Here is a 22365-nt window from a genome sequence, read left to right as displayed (position 1 = left end):
GATGAAAATTGCCGACACCGTTCTCGACCTCATCGGTGACACCCCCCTGGTCAGGCTGCACAAGGTGACGGCTGACGTCAGCGCCACCGTGCTGGTCAAGCTGGAGTACCTGAACCCGGGTGGCTCCGCGAAGGACCGCATCGCGGTGCGCATCATCGATGCCGCCGAACGGGACGGCTTCCTGCTTCCCGGCGGCACCATCGTCGAGCCGACCTCGGGCAACACGGGCGTCGGCCTCGCTCTCGTTGCCCAGCAACGCGGCTACAAGTGCGTGTTCGTGCTGCCGGACAAGGTGGGCGAGGACAAGCGCAACGTGCTCACGGCCTACGGCGCGGAGATTGTGGTGACCCCGACATCCGTCGCCCCCGACCACCCTGACTCCTATTACAGCGTGTCCGACCGGCTGGCCCGGGAGATCCCGGGGGCTTTCAAGCCCAACCAGTACTTCAACCCGAACGGCCCGCTCAGCCACTACGAGACGACCGGGCCCGAGATCTGGCGCGACACCGACGGCACGATCACCCACTTCGTCGCGGGCGTCGGCACCGGCGGCACCATCACCGGTACCGGACGGTACCTGCGCGAGGTCTCGGGAGAGAGCGTGCGCATCATCGGCGCCGATCCGGAGGGCTCGGTGTACTCCGGTGGCACCGGCCGGCCGTATCTGGTCGAGGGCGTGGGCGAGGACTTCTGGCCGGGCGCCTACGACCCGGAGGTCGTGCACGAGGTGATCGCCGTCTCCGACGCCGACTCCTTCGCGATGACCCGCCGGCTCGCCCTCGAAGAGGGCATTCTGGTCGGCGGTTCGAGCGGCATGGCCGTCGTCGCAGCCCTGCGCGCGGCGAGAACCCTCGGCGCCGACAACACCATCGTCGTGCTGCTGCCCGACGGCGGGCGCGGCTACCTGGGCAAGATCTTCAATGACGGCTGGATGCGCAGCTACGGTTTCAGCAACGCGCCCACCGGGCACACGGTCGGCGACCTGCTCTCGTCCAAGACCGGCGCCCTGCCGCCGTTCGTCTACGTGCACCCCAGCGCCACGGTGCACGACGCCATCGGAGTCATGACCGAGGCCAGCGTCTCCCAGGTGCTGGTGCTCACCGAAAAGCCCCCGGTGGTGATGGGCGAGGTCGTCGGCGCGGTCGACGAACGCCGGCTGATGGAACTCGTCTTCTCCGGCGAAGCGAAACTGGCCGACCGCGTCGGCGAGTTCGTCGGCGACTCCCTCCCGCTGATCGGGGTGAACGAGCCCGTCGCGGCCGCGCGCGCCGCCTTCGCCGGCCACGATGCGCTCCTCGTCACAGACGGCGGAAAACCCCTCGGCGTCATCACCCGCCACGACCTGCTCACCTACCTGAGCGCCTGAACAGCATGACTAAGGACGAATCAATGGCTCGCACACGAAACTTCGACACCATCGCCATCCACGCGGGGCAGGAATTCGACCCGACGACCGGCGCCGTGATCCCGCCCATCTACCAGACGTCCACGTATGTGCAGGAGAGCATCGGCCACCTGCGCGGCGGCTACGAGTACAGCCGCGGCGGCAACCCGACCCGCACCGTGCTTGAGACCCTGCTGGCCGCGCTGGAGGGCGGAAAGCACGGCCTCTCCTTCGCCAGCGGGCTCGCCGCGGAGGACACCATCCTGCGCGCGCTGCTCGCACCGGGCGACCACATCGTGCTCGGCAACGACGTCTATGGCGGCACGCACCGGCTGATCAACCGGGTGCACGGTGCCTGGGGCATCCTCAACTCCACCGTGGAGATGAGCGACCTCGCCGCCGTCGAACAGGCCATCATCCCGGGCGAGACGAAGATCCTCTGGGTGGAGACGCCCAGCAATCCGCTGATGAAGGTCTGCGACATCGCCGCTCTGGCCCGGATCGGCCACCGCTTCGGCGTGACCGTGATCGTGGACAACACGTTCGCCTCGCCCGCGCTGCAGCAGCCGCTGGCCTTGGGGGCCGACGTCGTCGTGCATTCCACCACGAAGTACCTCGGTGGCCACTCCGACGTGCTCGGCGGCGCCCTGATCATCAACGACGACGAGCTCGCCGAGAAGGCCCAGTTCCTGCAGTTCGCCGCCGGCCCCGTCTCGGCCCCGATGGATGCCTGGCTCACCGTGCGCGGAATCAAGACCCTCTCGGTGCGGATGGACCGCCACTGCAGCAACGCCCAGGCGATCGCCGAGCACCTGCAGGGCCACCCGGCGATCGACCGGGTCTACTACCCCGGCCTGCCGACGCACCCGGGCCACGAGCTGGCGAAGAAGCAGATGAGCGGCTTCGGCGGCATGCTGTCGATCTCCTTCGTGGGCGGCGCGGCCGCGGCGCGTTCCTTCGCCGAGGCCACGCAGCTGTTCCAGCTGGCCGAATCGCTCGGTGGCGTGGAATCGCTGGTCAACTACCCCTCCGAGATGACCCACGCGTCGGTTCGCGGCACCGAACTCGAAGTAGCGGACAACATCATCCGTCTGTCCGTGGGCATCGAAGGCGTCGCCGACCTCATCGACGACATCGACCGGGCGCTCGCGGTCGTCTAGGCGGATAAATCCGTACAGCCGCGGCGGCCCTGGCTGCCGTGGCTGATGCGGCTGATGCGGCATCGCCGCTCAGGGAGATTACCTCCGCTTCGAACGAATTCGACGGAGATTTTGCCAGGATCAGCAGGAAACACGTCCAGAAGACGGTTTTACACCACAATCTCCGTCGAATTGGTTCGGAACAGGACACCGCGCTCCGATTGGGACTCACTCCTCGAGCCTGACGGTTTTTGCACGGAGTGTGTCTTTTCTTTGCCATTTCCGCCGTACCCCCGGTGCGGCAGCACGGTCAGATGACCACTTCCTCTCAGGCTCTGTTCCTGCAACCGGCTGTTCCTGCAACCGGCTGTGCCGGCGACGGATGCCGCGCTGGCCCGAGCCGGCAGCCTCGGCCAGGTCCAGGGCACGGCCCCGTATATCGCGGCGGTGCTCGGCACCGGCATTCTCGCACTGCCGGGCTTGGCCGGCACTGCGGCCGGGCCGGCGTCCCTGGTCGCGGTGTTCGTCGTCCCCCTTCTGTCGATCCCGCTGGCCAGCACGTTCGCCGCCCTGGCGGCCCGCTATCCGGACCCCGGCGGCGTCGCCAGCTATGTGCGCCGGGCCCTCGGCCCGACCTGGGCACGGATGACCGGGTACTGGTTCTTCTTCGGCGTCGGCACCGCGATCAGCCTGTTCGTGTGGGCCTTCGCGGGCCGGGAGGTCGGCACGCACATCGCGGCGGAGTTCACGAACCCCGGAGGGGTCACCCCCCTCGCCACGGCGGTCGCCCTCGTCCTGGTCGGCATCGCCTACCTGGCCCTGCAGTACGTGACCGTCGCCGTTCTGGGCCGGGCCGCGGGGCGGGGGCAGGTTGCGCCGCTCGACCTGGTCGCAACGAACGCGCCCGGCGTCGGTCCGGTTTTCGTCGCCGTGATTGCCGCTGTCGCGGCCGTCGGAGTGCTCAACGTCTACCTCGGGGTGTTCATCCTGATCCACACGAGTTCGATGGTGGCCATCATGTGCTCGGCATGATCGCGGCCGTGCGTCTGCTCGACCGCCACACGCTGGGCTAGTGGCTGGCCGTCGTGTCGGTCGTGCTCACGGTCGGCCTCCTCATTCTCACCGGTCTCAATCTGCTCGTTCCCGCGGTACTGGCCAGTGTGGCCGTGGCCGCGGCCGTGGCCGTGCGGCTGGTGAAGCGGTGGCAGCTGTCGCGCCGTGCTACCGGGAGTGGTGTACAACCCGGGTGAGCCCGGCGGGGACCAGTACGGTTCCGGTCACGACTGCATCAGTCAGGAGCTCGGTGCCGACGGCCGGGCATGGCCGGTCGGCATCCGTGTGGTTGATCAGAAACAGGAAATCGCCGGTGTCGTTCGACCGGGTGACCCTCTCGACGCCGTCGATGCCGGGGGCGGCATCGACACCTGCCGTGTCGAGCACGTCGAGCATTAGGGAATCGAGGTCGGCGCCGGTGAGCCGGGTCGAAATGTACCAGGCCGAGCCGGCCCCGAAAGCATTGCGGGTGATGGCCGGTCCGCCCTTGGCCGGGCCGTCCAGATACCGGGCCAGCACCTCGGCCGTGGAGACCGCGATGTCGTCGGCCCACAGGGTGCCGGTGCGGGAGTCGCTGAGGGTAACCGTTTCGTTCTCGTGCAGCGGCAGGAATTCGGGGATGCACAGGCCGAGCACCTCGCGCAGGGCGCCGGGAGCGGCGCCGAGGTAGACCGTGTCGTTATCGTCGACGATGCCGGAGAAGTACGACACGACCAGGTGGCCGCCTGCCCGAACGTACGCGGTGAGGTTGGCGGAGGCCGTCGGGCCAACCAGGTAAAGGCTTGGGGCGATCACGAGGTCGTAGCTGCCGAGGTCGGCGGTCGGGTGAGCGAAGTCCACCGTCACGTTGCGGTCCCACAGCGCTGCGTAGAAGGCCTCGACGCGCTCGCGGTGGCCCAGCTCGACGCTGGGGCGCCACTCCAAGTCCTGCGCCCAGAACGATTCGGTGTCCCAGAGCAACGCGACCCGAGCGCGCACGCGGGAGGTGCGCACGGGCTCCAACGCGCCGAGGGTCTGGCCCAACGCCAGGACCTCGCGCCACAGCCGGGTCTCGGCGCCGGCGTGCGGCAGCATGGCGGAGTGGAACTTCTCCACGCCAAAGCGTGAGGCCCGGAACTGGAAGAACAGAATGCCGTCCGCACCACGCGCGAGGTGGGAGAGCGAATTTCGGGCTAGTTCACCCGCCCGCTTGGCGATGTTGCGCGGCTGCCAGTTCACAGCCCCGGTTGAGTGTTCCATCAGGATCCACGGCGCTCCGCCAGCCAGCGACCGAGTGAGGTCGGCATCCATCGCCAGGAGCACGTGGTTGTCGGCGCGCTCGGCGACCAGATAGTGATCATTCGAGACGATGTCCACCTCCCTGCTCCACCGCCAATAGTCGGCAGAGAGGCAATTAGTTGCCATGAAGTTGGTGGTCACGGGAATGTCGGGCGTGAACCGGCGGATGACGTCGCGCTCGCCGATGTAGCACTCCAGCAGCGCGTCGGAGGTGAACCGGTGGAAGTCGAGGCGTTGGGCCTGGTTGCTCACCGAGGCCGACTGGCGCGGGGCGTCGATTTCGTCCCATTCGCCATAGACCTGTCCCCAGAACGTGGTGCCCCACAGCTCGTTGAGTACTTCGAGGGTGCCGTAGCGCTTCCGCAGCCACACCCGGAAGGCCGCGACGGAGTGGTCGTCATAGGAATCGCTGATCGGGGCGCCGTACTCGTTGTGCACGTGCCAGAGCACGAGCGCGGGGTGGTTCGCGTACCGGCGGGCGAGTTGTTCCGTGATCGCCGCCGCTGCCCGGCGGTAGTCGGGGCTCGACGGGCTGACCAGGCCACGCGAGCCGTTGCCCAGCGTGATTCCGTCGCGGGTGACGGGCCGGGAATCCGGGTATTTCTTCCAGAACCAGGCCGGTGGCGCGGCCGTGGGGGTGGCCAGGTCGACGTCGATTCCGGCCTCGTGCAGCAGCCCGATGATGTCGTCGAGCAGACCGAAGTCGTATTCCCCCTCGCGCGGTTCGAGCAGCGCCCAGGAGAAGATCCCGACGCTGACGAGGTTGATGCCGGCCTGCTGCATCAGCGCCACGTCCTCGAGCCAGGTCTCCCGCGGCCACTGCTCCGGGTTGTAATCGCCGCCGTAGCGCAGTCGGTTCGTGCCCTTCAGCCAGCGGTTCGTCGCTGACGGGAGCGTGGGTACTGCGGTCTCGATCGGCATTGGTCTGGATCTCCTTTTTACTGTGTGCGCTCCCAGTTTTAGCACAGTTACTTCTGGAATGCGTGAATTTATCTGCGTGTTGACAACGAATATGATTGTGTGCGTGACTAGTACCGCTCACAGTTAGAGTCGAGTTTCGACGCGACGATGCCGCGGGCGCCAACTCACAGCACCAGCTTTCTTCAAGGAGGACGAATGCGCACGTCGATACGAATCGGGACGGTGGCCCTGGCCACCGCCGCAACACTGCTCATGGCAGGTTGTTCAACGGATGCCGCGGGCGGTGACTCCGGGCCGGTCGAGCTCAACTACTGGGCCTGGGCCCCGAACCTCGACCAGGTCGTCGACACCTGGAACGCCGAGAATCCGGACATCCAGGTTACGGTTCAGAAGCAGGACGGCGGCGACCCGGCCATCACCAAACTTCTCACGGCCATCAAGGCCGGCAGCGGAGCTCCCGACCTGATCCAGGCGGAGTACCAGAAGATCCCGACCCTGGTCTCCTCCGACGCCCTCGCCGACATCTCCGAGCTGGGCGCCAATGACGTGGAGGACGAATTCGCCGTCGGCGTCTGGGACTCCGTCACGCTCGGCTCCGACGCCGTCTACGCCATCCCGCAGGACACCGGGCCGATGATGTTTTATTACCGCGCCGACATCCTCAAGCAGCTCGGCCTGGCCGTTCCCACCACGTGGGACGAATACGCCCAAGTGGCGCGCGCCGTGCACGCCTCCGACCCGGCCAAGTACCTGGGCACCTTCTCGTCGAATGACGCCGGCTGGTTCACCGGCATGGCGCAGCAGGCCGGTGCCTCCTGGTGGGGCATCGATGGCGAGTCCTGGAGCGTCAACATCGACGAGACCCCCACCCAGACGGTCGCCGGCTACTGGGGCGGCCTCGTGGAAGAGGGAGTCATCGACAACAAGCCGATGTACACGCCCGAGTGGAACGCCGGCCTCAACAGCGGCGAACAGGTCGGCTGGCTGAGCGCCATCTGGGCACCCGGCGTCCTGGCGGGCAACGCCGCGGACACCGCCGGTCTCTGGATGGCCGCACCCATGCCACAGTGGGACGCCGCGGCGCCCGCCACGGGCAACTGGGGTGGCTCCTCGACCGCGGTTACCACGCAGTCGAAACACCAGGAAGCCGCCACCGAGTTCGCCACCTGGCTGAACACCGACCCCGACGCAGTGCAGGCGCTCGTCACCGCGACGGGCATCTACCCCGCCAACGTCGATGCCGCCGCCTCCGCGCTCACGGCGCCGCCGGAGTTCTTCAATAACCAGCCCGACTTCTATGAGGTGGCCGCCGAGGTCGCCCAGACCGTGACCCCGTTCAGCTACGGACCAAACGTCAACGTCGCCTATAGCGCGTACAACGACGAATTCGCCAAGGCTGCCGACGCGAGGAAGAAGAGTGCATTCCTCGACGCCATCGCGGCAATGCAGACGATCACCACGGCCGACATGAAGAAGAGCGGCTTCACCGTCAAGTAACACCCAGCACCATCCGGGCCGCCCGCCGCGCGGGCGGCCCGTTCACACCGAACACCGTGACCGCGTCGATTGAGGACAATCCGTGACAGTGATAGAGGCCCCCGTGGCCACCAGGAGCAGCACACCGCCTCCGCAGCAGCGTAGGGAGAAGGGCAAGTTCCGCTCAAGGGTGCTCGTGCCCTACGCGATGCTGGCGCCGGGCATCATCCTGTTCGTGGTCTTCATGGCCGCACCCATCGTCTACACACTCTTTCTCAGTTTCCAGAAGACCAAGGTCTCCGGACTGGGTCTGGGCGCCGGCGCACGCTCGACCGTCTTCGCGGGCATCGACAACTACGCCGCCACCCTCACGAACGCCGAATTCGGTGCCAGTGTGGGGCGCGTCCTGCTCTACGGCCTCATCCTGATCCCCGTGATGCTGGGTCTGGCCCTGCTGTTCGCCCTGTTGCTCGACTCCCGGCGAACGCGGGCCACCGGGTTCTCCCGCACCGCGATCTTCCTGCCGTTCGCCGTGCCGGCTGTGATCAGCTCCCTCCTCTGGGGATTCCTGTACCTACCCGCCGTGAGCCCGTTCTACTTTCTCTTCGAACGGTTCGGCTGGGACGTCCCGTCGCTGCTCTCCTCGTCGGGCGTCATCTTCGCGATCGCCAACATCGCCCTGTGGGGCGGCGTCGGCTTCAACATGATCGTGATGTACACCTCGCTGAAGTCGGTGCCCACCGACATCTACGAGGCTGCGAAGCTCGACGGCTGCACCGAGGTGCAGATCGCACGGCGCATCAAGATCCCGATCATTGCCCCCGCCATCGTGATGACCGCCCTGTTCTCGATGGTGGCCACGCTGCAGGTCTTCGCCGAGCCGACCACCCTGCGACCACTCACGAACTCCCTGTCCACCAGCTGGTCACCGCTGATGCTGGTCTACCGGGACGCCTTCACCCGTGACGACATCTACTCGGCGGCCGCAACCTCGATCGTCATCGCCGTCGTGACCTTCGCCTTCTCATTCCTGTTCCTGCGCGTTGTGCAGAAACGCGCATTCGGTCAGGAGGACTGACCATGACCACCTCATCCACCGTGACCCGTCCAGGCCGCGCCCTGCTCAAGGCAGAGCGCGTCGCCGCCCGCACCTTCCGCCAGAAGGCCAGCCCGGTCTCTACGGGCATCCTTCTCGTCGGCGCCATCTACTGCCTCTTCCCCGTCTTCTGGGTGTTGATGGCCTCGAGCAAGGACGCCTCCGAGCTTTTCTCCACGTTCACGCTGATGCCGAGTTCGCACCTCTGGGACAACATCGTGGAGCTGAGCCGGTACCGCGACGGCCTCTACTGGCGCTGGGTGCTCAACACGGCGATCTACGCCGGCGTCGGCGCCCTCGCCTCCACCTGGGTCTCGGCAATCTCCGGCTACGTTCTGGCCAAGTTCGGGTTCCCCGGCAAGCGCGCGGTCTTCGCGGTGCTGCTGATGGGAGTGCTCGTGCCCGGCGTCATCCTCGCCATCCCGCAATACTTCCTGCTGGCCGAGGTCGGCCTGACCAACACGATCTGGTCCGTGCTGCTGCCGCAGATCATCAGCCCCTACGGCATCTATCTGGCGCGCATCTACGCGGCGGCGTCGGTGCCCACCGAGGTTGTCGAGGCATCCCGCACCGAGGGAGCCGGTGAGCTCTACATCTTCAATCGCATCGCCCTGCCGATGATGGGCCCCGGGCTCGTGACGATCTTCCTCTTCCAGTTTGTTGCGGTCTGGAACAACTTCATGCTGCCCTACATCATGCTCGGCAATGACAGGCTCTTCCCGGTCACGGTCGGCCTGAGCGGCCTGCTCAATCAGGGTGCGACCGCGCCGTCCATGTACACGCTCGTAATCACGGGCGCCTTACTGTCGATCATCCCTCTGGTAATACTGTTCCTTGTGCTGCAGCGCTACTGGAAGGTCGACCTTGCTGCGGGCGCGGTCAAAGCCTGAGGATGGATAGAATTCTGACGTGACCCCGCCCCCTTCGAAGCGCCGGCCGACCATCGATGATGTGTCCGCAGCCGCCGGCGTATCCCGGGGAACGGTTTCTCGGGTGCTGAACGGCGGTCACTGGGTGGGTCCGGATGCTCTGGCGGCAGTGAACGCGGCCATCAAGAAGACGGGCTACCGGGTCAACCCGCATGCACGCAGCCTCGCCACCAGCCGCGCCAACTCGGTGGCCTTCCTTCTCACCGAGTCCCACGAGCGGTTGTTCGAAGACCCGAACTTCGCTGTACTGATGAGCGGGGCGTCGCGGGCGCTCTCCGTGCACGACATCTCGTTGGTCTTGATCATGGCGGGCAATGAGGACGAACAGCGCCGGGCCACGGAGTTCGTCACGGCGGGCCACGTCGATGGTGTGTTGCTGGTTTCCTCGCACAGTGGTCGCCGCGGACTGTCCGAGATCATTGCGGCCGGCGTGCCGGCGATTGCCTGTGGGGTGCCGTTGGGCTTCGAAAACAAGATGGGGTATGTGGCCGCCGACGACTACGAAGGCGCTCGGGAAATGGTGCGCTACCTGACCAGCCTCGGCCGCACTCGCATCGCTACCATCACCGGGCCAGAAGATACCTCCGGAGGCATGCGTCGCTTCGAAGCGTATGTCGATGAACGCGCCGATGTATTCGACGAGACGTATGTGGCCCATGGCGACTACAGCCGGTCGAGCGGCGCGGCGGCAATGACGGCTCTCCTGACACGGCACCCCGATCTGGACGCGGTGTTCGCCGCCAACGACGTGATGGCAGCCGGGGCACTCGATGTGCTTCTTGCGTCGGGCCGCCGAGTGCCGGAAGACGTCGCAGTCGGGGGCTTTGATGACGGTCCCATCGCGGCCACGACGCACCCTCCGCTCACGACCATGCGGCAGCCGTTCGACCGCATCAGCGAAGAAATGGTGCGCTTGCTCCTGCAGGTTATCGGGGGCGAACGCCCCGCTGCCATGGTTCTGCCGACTGATCTGGTGGTGCGCGAGAGCGCCTGATCAACCGAGGCGCAATGTGCGCCAGGGGGCGTCACCGGAGTGCATACTTGATTTGCGTTCACAATTGTGACCGTGCACATGCCAACAAGGTCTTCCTGTGACTATCGATCTGCCCAAGGGGCGTGCCCCGAGCATCCGTGATGTGGCGCGCCTCGCGGGGGTCTCGCATCAGACCGTTTCGCGCGTGCTCAACGACCACCCCAGCATCCGTGATTCCACCAAGGCGAAGGTGTTGCAGGTCATGGAAGACCTGCAGTACCGGCCGAACCGGGCGGCCCGCGCACTGTCGCGCGGGCGTTCGCGCACCATCGGCCTGCTCTCGGCGGAGAGTGCCTACGGGCCGGCGAGCAGCATCGCCGCCATCCAGGACGCCGCCCAGGAAGCCGGCTATTACGTCAACACCGCGAACCTCACATCCGTCGACACGGAGTCGATCGAGGCGGCGCTGGAGCACCTGATGAACCAGTCCGTGGAGGGCATCGTCGTGATCGCGCCGCAGGTGCGGGTCTTCGACGCCCTGGAACAGCTGTCCATCGACGTGCCGTTCGTCACCCTGCAGTCCACCGGCCGCCTCGACAATTCCCTGTCCGTCGACCAGATGACCGGTGCCAGACAGGCCACGCGGCACCTGATCGACCTCGGCCATCGGAGTATCTACCACCTTGCCGGACCCCAGGACTGGATTGAGGCCGAGGCCCGAATGCGCGGCTTCCTCGACGAGATGTGGGAAATGGATGTGCCGACCATGGCGCCGATTCTGGGCGACTGGACCGCCGACTTCGGATACCGTGCCGGACGAGAACTGCTCCGGAGGCGGGACTTCACGGCCATCTTCGCGTCGAATGATCTGATGGCGCTCGGGTTCATGCACGCCTGCCGCGAGGCGGGCCTCGACCTGCCGCGCGACATGAGTATCGTCGGCTACGACGATATTCCCGAAGCGGCACACTTCTGGCCACCGCTCACGACAGTGCGCCAAGACTTTGCCGAACTCGGGCGGCGGTGCATCGCCCTTCTGCTCAGCAACCTCAGCGGCGGGGTACCGATCGAGCGGAGCGACCCGATCATTCCCGAGCTCATCGTGCGCGGCTCGACCGCACCGCCCGCGTTCTGAGTTCGGCACATGCGCGACCTCGCCTCGATCACCCGTGAAGGGTTCGCTCTCCCCCGCGACTCTCTCCGGAGTTCCTTGAGCGCATTGTCGAGCAGTTCCCTGTTTCCGCGCAGCACTAAAGAAGTGGTAAGCCGCCCCGCCGGAACCGTCCGTGAGCCGGCTGGGCTCGGCGGAATGTCCTGACCTCAGACCCCGCTCAGGGGAGCAACAGCCTGTTACGCAAGCGTGACAAAACGAAACTTGACACCGGGACTATCACCGGGTCTATAGTGTCAATGTGATCGGTCACATGGACTCGATTTCCAGCACTTTTTACCAAACGCATGACATTGAGGTCAAGCTTGTGAGCACACTTTTCCACCTGCCCGGCAGCTCCGCTGCCGCCCTGCTGAGCGGGAGCGGGATGATCCTTCGCGCGTCCATTCCGTTGTCGGTATGGGATACCTGTAGTGGCCCCCGGGCGTGAGGAGTCCAACGATGTCCACTGACCACGTAATCCTTGAGATGCGGTCCATCACCAAGGAGTTTCCCGGGGTCAAGGCCCTGTCGGACGTCTCCATCACGGTGAATCGCGGCGAGATCCACGCGATCTGCGGCGAGAACGGTGCCGGCAAGTCCACCCTGATGAAAGTGCTCTCCGGGGTCTACCCCTCCGGCACATACACGGGCGACATCATCTACCAGGGTCAGAACGTGCACTTCAAGGACATCCGCTCGAGCGAAGAAGCGGGCATCGTCATCATCCACCAGGAACTTGCGCTCATCCCGGAACTCTCCATCACCGAGAACATCTTCCTCGGCAACGAGCCGACCAAATGGGGTGCAATCGACTGGATCACCGCCAAGAAGACGGCGCTCGAGTTGCTGGCGCGCGTCGGGCTGCGGGACGACCCCGACACCCTGATCAAGAACATCGGCGTCGGCAAGCAGCAGCTGGTCGAGATCGCCAAGGCCCTCAACAAGTCGGTCAAGGTGCTCATCCTCGATGAGCCGACCGCGGCCCTGAACGAGTCGGACTCCATGCATCTGCTGGACCTGATCCGCGGGCTGAAGGGCAGGGGAATCAGCTCGATCATGATCTCCCACAAGCTCAACGAGATCGAACAGGTCGCAGACTCGATTACGATCATCCGCGACGGCAAGACGATCGAAACCCTGAATGTCGTGGCCGACGGAGTCAACGAAGACCGGATCATCCGGGGCATGGTCGGGCGCAGCCTAGAGAGCCGTTTCCCGGACCGCACACCGCACATCGGCGAGGTCTTCTTCGAGGTGCGTGACTGGACCGTGCAGCACCCGCAGGTCGCCGAGCGCATGGTCGTGAAGGGTTCCAGCCTGAACGTGCGCAAGGGTGAGATCGTGGGCATCGCCGGCCTGATGGGCGCCGGGCGCACCGAACTGGCGATGAGCATCTTCGGGCGCTCCTACGGCAATTTCCTTTCCGGCCACCTCTACAAGGACGGAAAGGAAATCGTCCTGAAGAGCGTGGCCGACGCGATCGACCACGGCCTCGCCTACGTGAGCGAGGACCGCAAGGCACTCGGCCTGAACCTGCTCGACGACATCAAGCGTTCCGTCGTCTCGGCCAAGCTCTCGAAGATCTCGGCCGGGCAGGTCGTGAACGACTCCAAAGAATTCGGAATCGCCGAGCAATACCGCAAAAGCCTGCGGATCAAGACACCCAGCGTCAATGCGGGCGTCTCCAAACTCTCCGGCGGCAACCAGCAGAAGGTCGTTCTGGCCAAGTGGATGTTCACGGACCCTGACCTGCTGATCCTGGACGAGCCGACCCGTGGCATCGACGTCGGCGCGAAATACGAGATTTACGGCATCATCCAGCAGCTCGCCGAACAGGGCAAGGGAGTCATCCTGATCTCTTCTGAGCTCCCGGAGCTCCTCGGCCTCGCAGACCGGATCTACACGGTCTTCGAGGGTGCGATCACCGACTGCATCCCGGCGGAGTCCGCCGATCCCGAAACCCTGATGAAAAGTATGACCTCCGCACGGAAGAAGGTTCAGAGCATATGAGTGAAGACACGAGTACTCGCAGAGGCGCTCTTGGTGATCTGAAGAAGATCTTCGGCAGCGGCAGCTCGAACCTGCGGCAGTTCGGCATCCTCTTCAGCCTGATCGCCATCATTCTGCTCTTCCAGTACCTGACCGACGGACTGACGCTGTCGTCCGGCAACTTGATCAACCTGGTCAGCCAGTACTCCTATATCCTCATCCTCGCCATCGGCATGGTCATGGTGATCATCGCCGGCCACATCGACCTGTCGGTCGGATCCGTTGCCGCTTTCGTCGGCATCGTGGTGGCCACCGCGATGCGGGACTGGAACTTCCCGTGGCCGCTGGCCATCCTGCTCGGGCTGTTCGTGGGAATGCTGATCGGCGCCTGGCAAGGTGCGTGGGTTGCCTACGTTGGGGTTCCCGCCTTCATCGTCACCCTGGCCGGCATGCTCATCTTCCGCGGCGGCAACCAGGTCATCGGTAACGCCAACACGGTCCCCGTTCCTGACGGCTTCACGATCATCGGCTCCGGCTACCTTCCTGAGGTCGGCCCGAACACGGGCTACAACAACCTGACCCTGCTTCTGGGGCTCATCATCGTGGTCGCGGTCGTCTACTCCGAATGGCGTGCCCGCCGGGTTCAGAAGATCATGGGTTCGACGCCCGCACCGCTGTGGGTGAGCATCGTGAAAGTCGCCCTTCTCTGTGCCGTCATCGTCTACGCATCCGTCCTCTTCGCCGGTGGCCGCGTCGGCACAAGCTTCCCGGTCTCCGGAATCATCCTCGGAGTGCTCGTTCTCTTCTACGCGTTCGTCACTCGTAACACGATCTTCGGCCGTCACGTCTACGCGGTCGGCGGCAACAAGCTCGCCGCCGAACTCTCGGGGGTCAAGTCCCGTCGGGTGAACTTCCTCGTCATGATGAACATGTCGATCCTCTCGGCCCTGGCCGGCATGATCTTCGTGGCCCGCTCGGTGGCCTCCGGCCCGCAGGACGGCCTCAGCTGGGAGCTCGATGCGATCGCCGCCGTGTTCATCGGTGGCGCTGCCGTGTCCGGCGGAATCGGAACCGTCGTAGGCTCCATCATCGGTGGTCTCGTCATGGCGGTGCTGAACAACGGCCTGCAGCTGCTGGGTGTCGGCTCCGACTGGGTTCAGATCATCAAGGGCATGGTGCTCCTGGTGGCCGTGGGTGTCGACGTGTGGAACAAGAGCCAGGGTCGTCCCTCGATCATCGGCCTCCTGACCCAGAAGAAGAAGACTGCCGAATTCCCGGCGGAGCCACCCCTGGTCGTGCCCGACACGGGCACCCCGGAGAGCGCGCGGCCGCAGGCCACGCGGCCCAACTAGCCCAGATTTTTCCCTTCACCAAACCACAACGAACAGAAAGAAATCGACAATGCGAAAGATTCTTGCGACAACTGCGATCGCCGCAGTGGCCTTGATGGCACTCTCAGGTTGCTCCACCCGCACGGACACCGCCGGCGAAGACGGCGCTGCTGCCGGCTTCGCCCAGGATTCGGTCATCGGCGTCGCCCTCCCCTCAAAGACCTCTGAGAACTGGGTCCTCGCCGGCGGGCTCTTCGAAGACGGCCTCAAGGAGGCCGGCTACAAGGGCGACGTGCAGTATGCCGGTGCCTCGACCACGGTCAAGGACCAGCAGGACCAGATCTCGGCCATGGTCACCAACGGTGCCAAGGTCATCATCATCGGTGCCGCTGACGGTGGCCAGCTCGCCACCCAGGTGCAGTCGGCCCGCGACGCCGGCGCCATCGTGATCGCCTACGACCGCCTCATCCTGAACACCGAGGCCGTGGACTACTACGTCGCCTACGACAACTTCAATGTCGGCGAACTCCAGGGCCAGGCGCTCCTGGACGGACTGGCCACGAAGAAGCCGGAAGGCCCGTACAACATCGAGCTGTTCTCCGGTTCCTCGGATGACGCCAACTCCGCCGTCTTCTTCGGCGGCGCGATGAGCGTGCTGCAGCCGAAGATCGATGACGGAACCCTCGTCGTCGCCTCCGGCCAGACCGACATCAAGCAGACGGCGACCGCCGGCTGGAAGGCTGAGAACGCTCAGAGCCGCATGGACGCGCTGCTTACCAGCACGTACGGCGACAAGACGCTCGATGGCGTTCTTTCCCCGAACGACACCCTCGCTCGTGCGATCATCACCTCGGTGAAGGCCGCCGGCAAGGACATCCCAGTCGTCACCGGGCAGGACTCCGAGGTCGAGTCGGTCAAGTCGATCATGGCCGGCGAGCAGTACTCCACCATCAACAAGGACACCCGCGTGCTCGTTGACAAGGCCATCGAGATGGTCAACGTTCTCCAGAAGGGCGACACCCCCGAGGTCAACGACACCGAGTCCTACGACAACGGCAAGATCGTCGTCCCGGCTTACCTGCTGCCCCCGGTCATCGTGACCAAGGAAAACGCGTCCGAGGCATACGCGAACGACCCGAACCTCGCCCCGCTGACCGAGTAACAACCCGGCAGTACACCTGCATCACAGCATCTCGACACCAGGGCCGGCTCCTCACGGGGGCCGGCCCTCTCGCGTGTCCGGCTCGCTGCCGCCGCCCGCAGGGTGAGGTAAGACCAAACTCCCCGACATCGTCAGCGCCCGCTTCGACGGGCTCGTCACCTATGCCGCGCTCCGGGAACGCGGCCTCAACTCACACTCCGTCGACGCCCTGATCCGCCGCGGTGAACTCGTGCGCACGCGCCGCGGCATCTACGTTTCGGGGGAGTTGCGGCGTTCCGCCGATCCCGATCAGCGCTACCGCCCGTTTGTGCTTTCGACGGTCGCGGCCGCGGGCCGGCCGCTCGTGCTGTCGCACGCGTCCGCGGCGAGCACGAGCTTTCTCGTGAGCGTCGCCATGATCGACCATGCCCTGCAGCTTCGACCGCTGGGATTGGGCGACCGCGTTCGCGGCGCGCCTCAGGGCGAGCGACACGCCGACAGGGTTTCCACAGGCTCGAGTTCTGCCTCTGCGCTGCCTGTGGATAACTTTGCCGCATTCCGCGTGATTTGGCTCGAATCGCATCCGTGGGGCTGTGCACAACCGGTGGAATGTCGGTGGATAACTACATACTTGTAACTACTGTATGTAGTGGCCTTTCCCTTCGAGCATCACTAGATGTAGTATTGAAGTTCAACACACAGCACGCCTTGAACTTCAGATTTCACATGAAAACCGATTTTGAGCACTGATGTTTGAACCGATTTTGAATACTGATCCCTGAACGACGAGAAAGGCCCTTCATGGCAATCACGGTCTACACCAAGCCCTCCTGCGTGCAGTGCACTGCGACTTACCGCGCCCTGGACAACAAGGGCATCGAATACGAAATCCTCGACCTCTCGCTCGACGAGAACGCCCTGGAAGCCGTCAAGGCCCTGGGCTACCTGCAGGCTCCCGTCGTTATCACCGACGAGGATCACTGGTCGGGCTTCCGCCCCGACAAGATCAACGAACTCGCGCAGCGCCTCGCGTAGCACCGCGGCGCCAGGGGGTGGCGTCGCAACAGTCCGTAAAAAAGCGTCGTTTGGCGTGCCGACTTCTCAGCAACAGGAGGTGTTCCATGACCGATATCGTGTATTTCTCCAGCACCTCGGGCAACACGCACCGCTTCATTGAGAAGTTGGGTCGCCCGGCCGCTCGCATCCCGATCTACGCGCGCGATGAGCCGCTCCAGGTCAGCGAGCCTTACGTGCTGGTCGTGCCGACGTATGGCGGCGGCGACAGCAAGGGAGCGGTGCCCAAACAGGTCATCACGTTCCTGAACGACGAGCAGAACCGCTCGCTCATCCGCGGCGTCATCGGCGCGGGCAACACGAATTTCGGCACCGGCTACTGCCTCGCCGGGGACATCATCGCCCAGAAGTGCAAGGTGCCCCACATGTTTCGCTTTGAAGTATTTGGAACTCCGGATGATGTGCGCATCGTCCACGACGGATTGGAATCATTTTGGAAGCAACAGCCGTGAAGACCATGGCTCACCCGGCTCCCGGCCTGGCGATGGATTATCACTCCCTCAACGCCATGCTCAACCTGTACGGCCCGAACGGGGAAATCCAGTTCGAGAAGGACCGCGAGGCTGCGCGGGAGTTCTTCCTGCAGCACGTCAACCAGAACACGGTGTTCTTCCACACGTTGCGCGAACGCCTCGACTACCTCGTCGAGAAGGAATACTACGAGCAGGCCGTGCTCGACCAGTACTCGTTCGAGTTCATCACCGACCTCAACAAGCTGGCGTACTCGAAGAAATTCCGCTTCCAGACCTTTCTCGGCGCGTTCAAGTACTACACCTCGTACACGCTGAAGACGTTTGACGGAAAACGGTACCTCGAGCGTTTCGAAGACCGAGTCGTGATGACCGCGCTGGGCCTCGCTCAGGGTGACGAGCAGCTCGCGATCTCCCTCGTCGAGGAGATCATCGCGGGGCGTTTCCAACCCGCCACCCCCACCTTCCTGAACTCCGGGAAGGCGCAGCGCGGGGAGCTCGTCTCCTGCTTCCTGCTCCGTATCGAAGACAACATGGAGTCGATCTCCCGCGGCATCAACTCGTCGCTGCAGCTGTCGAAGCGCGGCGGCGGCGTCGCGTTGCTGCTCAGCAACATCCGTGAGTCCGGTGCACCGATCAAGCAGATCGAGAACCAGTCCAGCGGCATCATCCCGGTGATGAAGCTGCTCGAAGACTCCTTCAGCTACGCCAACCAGCTCGGTGCCCGTCAGGGTGCCGGCGCGGTCTACCTGCACGCGCACCACCCCGACATCATGCGCTTCCTCGATACCAAGCGTGAGAACGCCGACGAGAAGGTGCGCATCAAGACGCTGTCCCTCGGCGTGGTCGTGCCCGATATCACGTTCGAGCTGGCGAAGAAAGACGAGGACATGTACCTGTTCTCGCCTTACGACGTCGAGCGCGTCTACGGGGTGCCGTTCGCCGACATCTCCGTCAGCGAGAAGTACCACGAGATGGTTGACGACCCGCGCATCAAGAAGTCCAAGATGAAAGCCCGCGACTTCTTCCAGACGCTCGCCGAGATCCAGTTCGAGTCCGGCTACCCGTACATCATGTTCGAGGACACCGTCAACGCGGCGAACCCGATCAAGGGTCGCGTCAACATGTCGAATCTCTGCTCGGAGATCCTCCAGGTCAATACCCCGACCACCTACAACGAGGACCTGTCGTACGACCAGATCGGCAAGGACATCTCCTGCAACCTCGGGTCGATGAACATCGCCCTGTCCATGGACTCGCCCGACTTCGGCAAGACCGTCGAGACCGCCATTCGCGGCCTCAGCTCGGTGTCGGAGCAGAGCCACATCTCCTCCGTTCGCTCGATCGAAGACGGCAACGACAAGTCGCACGCCATCGGCCTGGGCCAGATGAACCTGCACGGTTACCTCGCCCGGGAGCGTATCTACTACGGCAGCGAGGAGGGCATCGACTTCACCAACATCTACTTCTACACGGTGCTGTTCCACGCCCTCCGCGCCTCGAACAAGTTGGCCATCGAGCGCGGCAATGCGTTCGTCGGCTTCGAGGACTCCACCTACGCCTCCGGCACGTTCTTCGACAAGTACACTGACCAGCTCTGGGAGCCGGCCACCGCGCGCGGCGCCGAGCTGTTCGCGCAGGCCGACGTGCACATTCCCACGCAGGCAGAGTGGGCCGAGCTCAAGGCATCCGTTGTGGAGCACGGCATCTACAACCAGAACCTGCAGGCCGTGCCGCCGACCGGGTCGATCTCCTACATCAACAACTCGACCGCATCGATCCACCCGATCGCGTCGAAGATCGAGATCCGCAAGGAAGGCAAGCTCGGCCGCGTCTACTACCCGGCGCCGTTCATGACGAACGACAACACCGGGTTCTACCAGGATGCCTACGAGATCGGCTACGAGAAGGTCATCGACACCTACGCCGCTGCCACGCAGCACGTCGACCAGGGCCTGTCGCTGACGCTGTTCTTCAAGGACACCGCCACCACCCGCGACATCAACCGCGCGCAGATCTACGCGTGGAAAAAGGGCATCAAGACCATCTACTACATCCGTCTGCGCCAGATGGCCCTCGAGGGCACCGAGGTCGAGGGTTGTGTTTCCTGCGCTCTCTGAGTGAGTTTGCCCCGAGCTCCCCGAACCCGAGCTCTCCGAACGCTGAATCGCCTATGCACCGCCGACTAAGGAACAACCAATGATTGACAAGCTCAAGCTCGTCTCCCACGTTGACGCGATCAACTGGAACAAGATCGAAGACGAAAAAGACGTCGAGGTCTGGAACCGCCTCACGAACAACTTCTGGCTGCCGGAGAAGGTCCCGCTGTCAAACGACGTGCAGTCCTGGGCCACGCTCACCCCGGCGGAGCAGCAGCTCACCCTGCGCGTGTTTACGGGGCTGACCCTGCTCGACACGATCCAGGGCACTGTGGGTGCCGTGTCGCTGATTCCGGATGCGATCACGCCCCACGAAGAGGCCGTCTACACGAACATCGCGTTCATGGAGTCCGTGCACGCCAAGAGCTACTCCTCGATCTTCTCGACCCTCGCGTCGACGAAGGAGATCGACGAGGCGTTCCGCTGGTCGACGGAGAACGTCAACCTGCAGCGCAAGGCCGAGATCGTGATGAAGTACTACCAGGGCGACGACCCGCTCAAGCGCAAGGTCGCCTCGGTTCTGCTCGAGTCGTTCCTGTTCTACTCGGGCTTTTACCTGCCGATGTACTTCTCGAGCCGCGCCCGCCTCACCAACACGGCCGACCTCATCCGTTTGATCATCCGGGACGAAGCCGTACACGGTTACTACATCGGTTACAAGTTCCAGAAGGGGCTCGAGGCGTCGTCGCAGGAGCGCCGCGATGAGATCAAGGATTACACCTTCAATCTCATGTTCGAGCTTTACGAGAACGAGATCCAGTACACGCAGGACCTCTACGACGAGCACGGCCTGACCGAGGACGTCAAGAAATTCCTGCACTACAACGCCAACAAGGCGCTGATGAACCTCGGCTACGAGGCCATGTTCCCGAAGACCGTCACCGACGTGAACCCGGCCATCCTGGCCGCGCTCTCGCCGAACGCCGACGAGAACCACGACTTCTTCTCCGGGTCGGGCTCCTCCTACGTCATCGGCAAGGCCGTCAACACGGAAGACGCCGACTGGGACTTCTAGTCCCGGGTGTGTGACCGCACCACCGACATCGACCGTTCCGGTCGAGATCGCCTGCTTCGCCGGGCGAACTCGACCGGAACGGTCTGTTTCGGTGGCCTACTCGGTGACTCATTCGGAGGCCGCCGCCGGCGCGGGGTCGTCGCCCCGGGACCAGGCGATCGCGACCAGCCGACGCAGAACACCGAGGTCGATGTCGTCGAGCTTCTTCACGTAGACGCACCCCGCCCCCTCCGTGTACGCGCCGAGCCGCGGGAGGAGCGCGGCGCCCTCGGGGAGGTCTTTGAGCCCGTAGATCGACAGTTGCGCCTTGCGCGGAGAGAACCCCGTCTTCGGCCAGTCTCCGCGGTTGCGCGGGTTCGCGGGCGACACGTAGCGGTAGCTGCCGTAGCCCACGATCGATGGACCCCACAGGACAGGGTTGGCGCCCGTCACCTCGCGGAAGAGCGCGTCGAGGGCCTTGCCGTCCGCGCGGCGGCGGGTGGGCGTCGCGGCATCCAGGAAGTCCTCGACGGAGGCATCCGTCGGCTGCGTCTTGATTTCGGCCATGGCGCCATTATGGCGCGGGCACCCCTGACCGGGCATGTGTGCCGAGGTCCTGACGCGTTTAGGGATTCAAACGGTCCTGGGACCATGCGTTTAGCTGTTTGAACGCCCCCGCCGTTCCCGAGGATCCGGCGCAGACATACCTTCGTGGGAGGGATGGCCCACCCGAGGGTCTTCCCGCCGAGCGCAGGGGCAGCCACCATGAAACGAATATTGAAGCGAACGGGTATCGCAACAACGATCACCGCCATCACGGCGGTGAGCGTCCTGGCCTTCGGTGGGGTTGCCTACGCGGACATCATTCAGGACAGCATCGAGGGTTCGGCCAGTGTCACCCTCGTTGCGGGATCGGAAACGGCCGGAAGCGCCACGATGAGGCTCAACGCCAACGGCAAGAGTGACGGCGACATCGGATGCAACATCGATGCGGGGGATAGCCCGCTGAAACTCACCGTGGTCGCACCCTCCGGCGTCACGGCCAGCCCCAACCCCGTGGTCATCACGAACTGCACCGACGATTTCCCGGTCAGTTTCACAGCGGGCACCGCTGCCCAGAGCGGTACCGTGACGGTCCTCATCCTGGCGCAGCCGGCCGGCGGCGGAGAATTCAAGAACCAGGTCGGTATCCCCATTATCATCACCCAGCCGGTTCCGACGAACACCGCGCCTTCGGTCTCGGTCAACGGGGTGAGCAACGGGGCTAGCTATGAAATCGGTACCGTGCCGACCGCCACCTGCCTGGTGGTCGACGCCGAAGACGTCAACCCCACGGCCGCCTCCGTGACCACCGGGGCGCTGCTGAATGGCCTCGGCACCCAGACCACGACCTGCGACTACACCGACGCCGGCGGGCTCAACGCCCCAACGGCGACGGTGACCTACACGGTCGTCGACACGGTCGACCCGACCATCGGGTACACGCTCAACCCGGTAGACCCCGACGGTACCAATGGCTGGTACACGACGGACTCGGGCGTCCTGGTCCACTTCGCGTGTGAAGACGTCGGAGGATCCGGCATCGCCACGTGCCCGGCCGACGTGATCCTGATGGACGGTGCGGACCAGTCGGTGACGGGTACCGCGACCGATAATGCCGGTAATACCGCGTCCGTGACAGTGTCCGGGATCACCGTCGACACCGTCGACCCGACGATTTCGTACACGCTCGACCCGGCCGACGCGAACGCCAACGGCTGGTACACGAGCTTCGTCACAGTCGACTTCACCTGCACGGATGTCGG

At 64.5% G+C, this 22365-nt stretch carries 19 protein-coding genes; 17 read left to right on the top strand and 2 right to left on the bottom strand.

What is annotated here, in order from left to right; genetic code table 11:
• Window position 1 precedes the first annotated feature (1 nt).
• The 3 genes from E3T25_RS02630 to E3T25_RS02620 all read left to right on the top strand — a co-directional run bounded on the left by E3T25_RS02630 (window position 2) and on the right by E3T25_RS02620 (window position 3555).
• Window positions 2-1366 carry a cystathionine beta-synthase gene (locus E3T25_RS02630; RefSeq protein ID WP_134371980.1) on the top strand — a complete coding sequence of 455 codons (1365 nt, stop codon included), beginning with the start codon at window positions 2-4 and terminating at the stop codon, window positions 1364-1366.
• 23 nt (window positions 1367-1389) lie between these two features.
• Complete coding sequence (locus E3T25_RS02625; protein ID WP_134371978.1) at window positions 1390-2544, top strand: cystathionine gamma-synthase; 1155 nt, start codon at window positions 1390-1392, stop codon at window positions 2542-2544.
• Between the two features lie 348 nt (window positions 2545-2892).
• Window positions 2893-3555 (top strand): amino acid permease, encoded by a 663-nt coding sequence (locus tag E3T25_RS02620; RefSeq protein ID WP_241980553.1) that lies wholly within the window; start codon window positions 2893-2895, stop codon window positions 3553-3555.
• A 189-nt stretch (window positions 3556-3744) separates the two neighbouring features.
• On the opposite strand, the gene E3T25_RS02615 is transcribed toward E3T25_RS02620, so the two are convergent.
• The gene (locus E3T25_RS02615) at window positions 3745-5775 is read right to left on the bottom strand and encodes a beta-galactosidase (RefSeq protein WP_134371976.1); all 2031 of its coding nucleotides are present in this window, start codon (window positions 5773-5775) and stop codon (window positions 3745-3747) included.
• A gap of 195 nt (window positions 5776-5970) precedes the next feature.
• Between E3T25_RS02615 and E3T25_RS02610 the strand changes: the two genes are divergently transcribed.
• The 13 genes from E3T25_RS02610 (at window position 5971) to nrdF (ending at window position 20581) form a co-directional block, all read left to right on the top strand.
• On the top strand, window positions 5971-7272 hold the full coding sequence (locus E3T25_RS02610; RefSeq protein ID WP_134371974.1) for an ABC transporter substrate-binding protein: 1302 nt from the start codon (window positions 5971-5973) through the stop codon (window positions 7270-7272).
• 82 nt (window positions 7273-7354) lie between these two features.
• Window positions 7355-8329, top strand: coding sequence for a carbohydrate ABC transporter permease (locus E3T25_RS02605; protein ID WP_370287886.1), 975 nt, complete (start codon window positions 7355-7357; stop codon window positions 8327-8329).
• 2 nt (window positions 8330-8331) lie between these two features.
• Complete coding sequence (locus E3T25_RS02600) at window positions 8332-9237, top strand: carbohydrate ABC transporter permease (protein ID WP_134371972.1); 906 nt, start codon at window positions 8332-8334, stop codon at window positions 9235-9237.
• Between the two features lie 19 nt (window positions 9238-9256).
• Complete coding sequence (locus E3T25_RS02595) at window positions 9257-10270, top strand: LacI family DNA-binding transcriptional regulator (protein WP_134371970.1); 1014 nt, start codon at window positions 9257-9259, stop codon at window positions 10268-10270.
• Window positions 10271-10367: 97 nt separating this feature from the next.
• Window positions 10368-11384, top strand: coding sequence for a LacI family DNA-binding transcriptional regulator (locus E3T25_RS02590; RefSeq protein ID WP_104170404.1), 1017 nt, complete (start codon window positions 10368-10370; stop codon window positions 11382-11384).
• Between the two features lie 477 nt (window positions 11385-11861).
• Entirely contained in the window at window positions 11862-13412 is a 1551-nt protein-coding gene (gene mmsA, locus E3T25_RS02585; RefSeq protein WP_104099279.1) for a multiple monosaccharide ABC transporter ATP-binding protein, read from the top strand.
• A complete protein-coding gene (mmsB, locus tag E3T25_RS02580; protein WP_134371968.1) occupies window positions 13409-14743 on the top strand; it encodes a multiple monosaccharide ABC transporter permease in 1335 nt (444 codons plus the stop codon). Before mmsA ends, mmsB begins: the two co-directional genes overlap by 4 nt.
• A gap of 49 nt (window positions 14744-14792) precedes the next feature.
• On the top strand, window positions 14793-15884 hold the full coding sequence (locus tag E3T25_RS02575) for a substrate-binding domain-containing protein (RefSeq protein ID WP_104099277.1): 1092 nt from the start codon (window positions 14793-14795) through the stop codon (window positions 15882-15884).
• Between the two features lie 127 nt (window positions 15885-16011).
• Window positions 16012-16500, top strand: coding sequence for a type IV toxin-antitoxin system AbiEi family antitoxin domain-containing protein (locus tag E3T25_RS17845; RefSeq protein WP_134372052.1), 489 nt, complete (start codon window positions 16012-16014; stop codon window positions 16498-16500).
• Window positions 16501-16664: 164 nt separating this feature from the next.
• Window positions 16665-16898 carry a glutaredoxin-like protein NrdH gene (gene nrdH / locus E3T25_RS02565; RefSeq protein WP_104099275.1) on the top strand — a complete coding sequence of 78 codons (234 nt, stop codon included), beginning with the start codon at window positions 16665-16667 and terminating at the stop codon, window positions 16896-16898.
• Between the two features lie 86 nt (window positions 16899-16984).
• Window positions 16985-17389 (top strand): class Ib ribonucleoside-diphosphate reductase assembly flavoprotein NrdI, encoded by a 405-nt coding sequence (nrdI, locus tag E3T25_RS02560; protein ID WP_104099274.1) that lies wholly within the window; start codon window positions 16985-16987, stop codon window positions 17387-17389.
• A 5-nt stretch (window positions 17390-17394) separates the two neighbouring features.
• Window positions 17395-19527: a class 1b ribonucleoside-diphosphate reductase subunit alpha gene (gene nrdE / locus E3T25_RS02555; RefSeq protein ID WP_134372050.1), complete on the top strand. Its 2133-nt coding sequence runs from the start codon at window positions 17395-17397 to the stop codon at window positions 19525-19527.
• A 79-nt stretch (window positions 19528-19606) separates the two neighbouring features.
• Window positions 19607-20581, top strand: a complete 975-nt coding sequence (gene nrdF / locus E3T25_RS02550; RefSeq protein ID WP_104099273.1) for a class 1b ribonucleoside-diphosphate reductase subunit beta — start codon at window positions 19607-19609, stop codon at window positions 20579-20581.
• Between the two features lie 108 nt (window positions 20582-20689).
• Here nrdF and E3T25_RS02545 read toward each other — a convergent pair whose 3' ends face one another.
• Window positions 20690-21127, bottom strand: a complete 438-nt coding sequence (locus E3T25_RS02545) for a DUF1801 domain-containing protein (RefSeq protein ID WP_134371966.1) — start codon at window positions 21125-21127, stop codon at window positions 20690-20692.
• Window positions 21128-21325: 198 nt separating this feature from the next.
• Between E3T25_RS02545 and E3T25_RS02540 the strand changes: the two genes are divergently transcribed.
• Window positions 21326-22365: hypothetical protein (locus E3T25_RS02540; protein ID WP_198415629.1), on the top strand; the 1040-nt coding region annotated here is incomplete at its 3' end.

The organism is Cryobacterium sandaracinum, from assembly GCF_004403415.1.
In the GTDB taxonomy this organism is placed as follows: domain Bacteria; phylum Actinomycetota; class Actinomycetes; order Actinomycetales; family Microbacteriaceae; genus Cryobacterium; species Cryobacterium sandaracinum.
Note: the sequence above shows the minus strand (reverse complement) of the source record. Positions and strands in the feature narration are given on the sequence as shown.

Excerpts from the sequence above, each read along its gene's own strand:
- E3T25_RS02630 (WP_134371980.1), top strand. The coding sequence starts at position 2 with ATGAAAATTGCCGACACCGTTCTCGACCTCATCGGTGACACCCCCCTG.
- E3T25_RS02625 (WP_134371978.1), top strand. The coding sequence starts at position 1,390 with ATGGCTCGCACACGAAACTTCGACACCATCGCCATCCACGCGGGGCAG.
- E3T25_RS02615 (WP_134371976.1), bottom strand. The coding sequence starts at position 5,775 with ATGCCGATCGAGACCGCAGTACCCACGCTCCCGTCAGCGACGAACCGC.
- E3T25_RS02610 (WP_134371974.1), top strand. The coding sequence starts at position 5,971 with ATGCGCACGTCGATACGAATCGGGACGGTGGCCCTGGCCACCGCCGCA.
- E3T25_RS02600 (WP_134371972.1), top strand. The coding sequence starts at position 8,332 with ATGACCACCTCATCCACCGTGACCCGTCCAGGCCGCGCCCTGCTCAAG.
- mmsA (WP_104099279.1), top strand. The coding sequence starts at position 11,862 with ATGTCCACTGACCACGTAATCCTTGAGATGCGGTCCATCACCAAGGAG.
- mmsB (WP_134371968.1), top strand. The coding sequence starts at position 13,409 with ATGAGTGAAGACACGAGTACTCGCAGAGGCGCTCTTGGTGATCTGAAG.
- E3T25_RS02575 (WP_104099277.1), top strand. The coding sequence starts at position 14,793 with ATGCGAAAGATTCTTGCGACAACTGCGATCGCCGCAGTGGCCTTGATG.
- nrdH (WP_104099275.1), top strand. The coding sequence starts at position 16,665 with ATGGCAATCACGGTCTACACCAAGCCCTCCTGCGTGCAGTGCACTGCG.
- nrdI (WP_104099274.1), top strand. The coding sequence starts at position 16,985 with ATGACCGATATCGTGTATTTCTCCAGCACCTCGGGCAACACGCACCGC.
- nrdE (WP_134372050.1), top strand. The coding sequence starts at position 17,395 with ATGGCTCACCCGGCTCCCGGCCTGGCGATGGATTATCACTCCCTCAAC.
- nrdF (WP_104099273.1), top strand. The coding sequence starts at position 19,607 with ATGATTGACAAGCTCAAGCTCGTCTCCCACGTTGACGCGATCAACTGG.
- E3T25_RS02545 (WP_134371966.1), bottom strand. The coding sequence starts at position 21,127 with ATGGCCGAAATCAAGACGCAGCCGACGGATGCCTCCGTCGAGGACTTC.